Below are 2,479 nucleotides of genomic sequence, written 5' to 3'. Positions count from 1 at the left end.
GAATGTTGCTTACTTAACGTATTAATGGTGCGTGAAAGCACTGTATTTGGCGTTACATTCCTTGATAGTAATAGCTTTCACGCACCCTACCCAATGCGCGTTGGTGCCTCAAAATGCGTGAAATAGTGCCATTCGGCAGTAGGGTGCGTAACGCGCTTAACAATATTTCAACGAAGCGAATAATTTTGTAGCGTTACGCACCATAAATATCTAGATTTTCGGATGCTTCTGTAACAGAGATTTGCAGCATAACAGTCGCACTCCGCCACGATTACAATTTGATTTTAGCTTTTTTAACCTAATATAGTCACAATCATGAGTTGGTGCGTGACGCTACAAGTCTTACATCTACGTTGAAATTTCCTTAGTAGCGTCACGCACCCTACGGTTTTTATGTACTTTGTAGGACAGGCGAGACGCCTATCCTACGGGATTTTTTTAACCTATAGAAGGAATGAATTAAGCCTTTGACCGTTGTATCATAGAGCTTCTGCCTGTGGTTTCTCTGTAACAATGCGACACGAATCGAAACGTAAATCCTCGGCGCCTTCTTTAAAACGGGTGCTAAAAATCCTAAATACTTATCGCTTACTAGTACTAGGCGCCATTATTAGTTTAGTGCTGTTAATTACAATCAATGCTATAACTCCACAGCTTTTTCGCTGGGGAATTGACGAAGGTATCGCTAAGGGTAATCTTGATGTTATATTCAAATGTGCCCTGTTTCTCGTTTTAGCAGCATTTGGACGAGGTTTATTTAGTTTTGGGCAAAGCTTTTTCTCAGAAGCAACTTCACAAAATGTTGCTTATTATCTACGCAATCAAATTTTTACTCAAACTCAGTATTTAAGCCAAACTTACTATAACCGCACCTCTTCTTCACAAATACTAACGCGCGTCACCAGCGATATCGAGCAAATTCGTACTTTTATCGGCACAAGTTTACTTCAGGTTGTCAGTGGACTAATTACTTTAGTTGCTAGTGCCTCTATTTTACTTGTAATGAATTGGAAGTTGGCACTAATAACACTAATTTCTATACCGATAGCAGGGTTTGTGCTGGGACGCTTCTTTAAAAACAACTCACATTTATTTAAACTTGTCCAAGCACAACTTGCTAACCTAAACGGTGTTCTCGAAGAAAATTTACTCGGTGTACGGGTAGTCAAAGCATTTGTACGCGAACATTCAGAAGTATCAAAGTATACAAATTTCAACGGTGAATTGCTAGCGTCAAACATGAAGACGGTAAGGGTATTGCGGAATGTTTTCCCAGTTCTATTTTTACTAGGTAACTTCATTACTTTAACAGTTTTAGGATTTGGAGGCGCCGAAGTCATAAATAAACAACTATCTTTAGGTACACTAGTTGCATTTAATTCATATTTAGCATTTATTCTTCAACCAGTGCTGCAAATAGGTTTTGCGTCTGGAGTTATCGCACAAGCATCAGCTTCCGCAACGCGCGTGTATGAAGTTATTGATACACAAGTAGAAATTCATAACCGTGCGAATGCTATTACTTTAAAAACATGTGCTGGTAAAATAGAATTTGATAACGTTTCTTTTCGTTATCCAGAAGCTAATACTGATGCCCTCAAAAAGGTTTCATTTACAGTTGAACCAGGTGAATTTGCCGCTATTGTAGGGATGACGGGAACAGGTAAAAGCACAATTGTAAATTTGATTCCCCGCTTTTATGATACAACATTAGGCGCCATTAGAATTGATGAATACGATGTACGTGACTTAGCGCTTTCTAGCTTGCGTTCTCATATTGGTTTAGTCTTCCAAGATGCAACTTTGTTTTCTGGAACTATCCGCGACAATATTGCTTATGCTGTTCCAGAGGCGCCTATTGAAAAAATTATCGAAGCTGCAAAATTTGCGGCTATTGATGATTTTATCAGCAGTTTACCCGATGGTTACAACACAATTGTTGGCGAACGAGGTATTGGTTTATCTGGAGGACAAAAACAGCGAATAGCTATCGCGCGTACTTTACTCACCGACTTCAGTATTCTTATTCTCGATGATAGTACTTCTGCTGTCGATGCTAAAACAGCAGCATTAATTCAATCTGCTTTGAATAACTTAATGCAAAGGCGCCGTTGTACAGTAATAATGGTGGCTCAACGTCTCAGTAGTATCCGCAATGCTGACCGTATATTGCTGCTTGATAAAGGTGAGTTAGTCGCACAAGGTACACATGAAGAATTATTACAAAATCAACTTTATGCTGCAATTTTAGACTCACAACAAAAACTTGCAACCATACCATAACAATCATACGATAATAACCATACGATAAACATTTATCCACGTAGAGACGCAATTAATTGCGTCTTTACAAAGCACGATTTTACGAATGATTTAGAATTACTATATACAGGCACCGCTACATAATATACGCGCGCTTGCTCCTTCAAATTTAATTATTAAGACTTTATAAAGAAAGTATATATCGCAAATTTTTTGT

The 2,479-nt window shown here is 38.4% G+C and carries 1 protein-coding gene; it reads left to right on the top strand.

From position 1 onward, the window contains the following. Positions 1–513 precede the first annotated feature (513 nt). Positions 514–2,283, top strand: coding sequence for an ABC transporter ATP-binding protein (locus AC2JBO_RS44505; RefSeq protein WP_496960010.1), 1,770 nt, complete (start codon positions 514–516; stop codon positions 2,281–2,283). Positions 2,284–2,479: the final 196 nt, after the last annotated feature.

The sequence above is a fragment of the Calothrix sp. CBUCES-K 9914 genome, assembly GCF_059640475.1.
This window is presented reverse-complemented; position numbering and strand designations above follow the sequence as displayed.

Coding starts and splice junctions, on each gene's coding strand:
- AC2JBO_RS44505 (WP_496960010.1), top strand. CDS start 514: ATGCGACACGAATCGAAACGTAAATCCTCGGCGCCTTCTTTAAAACGG.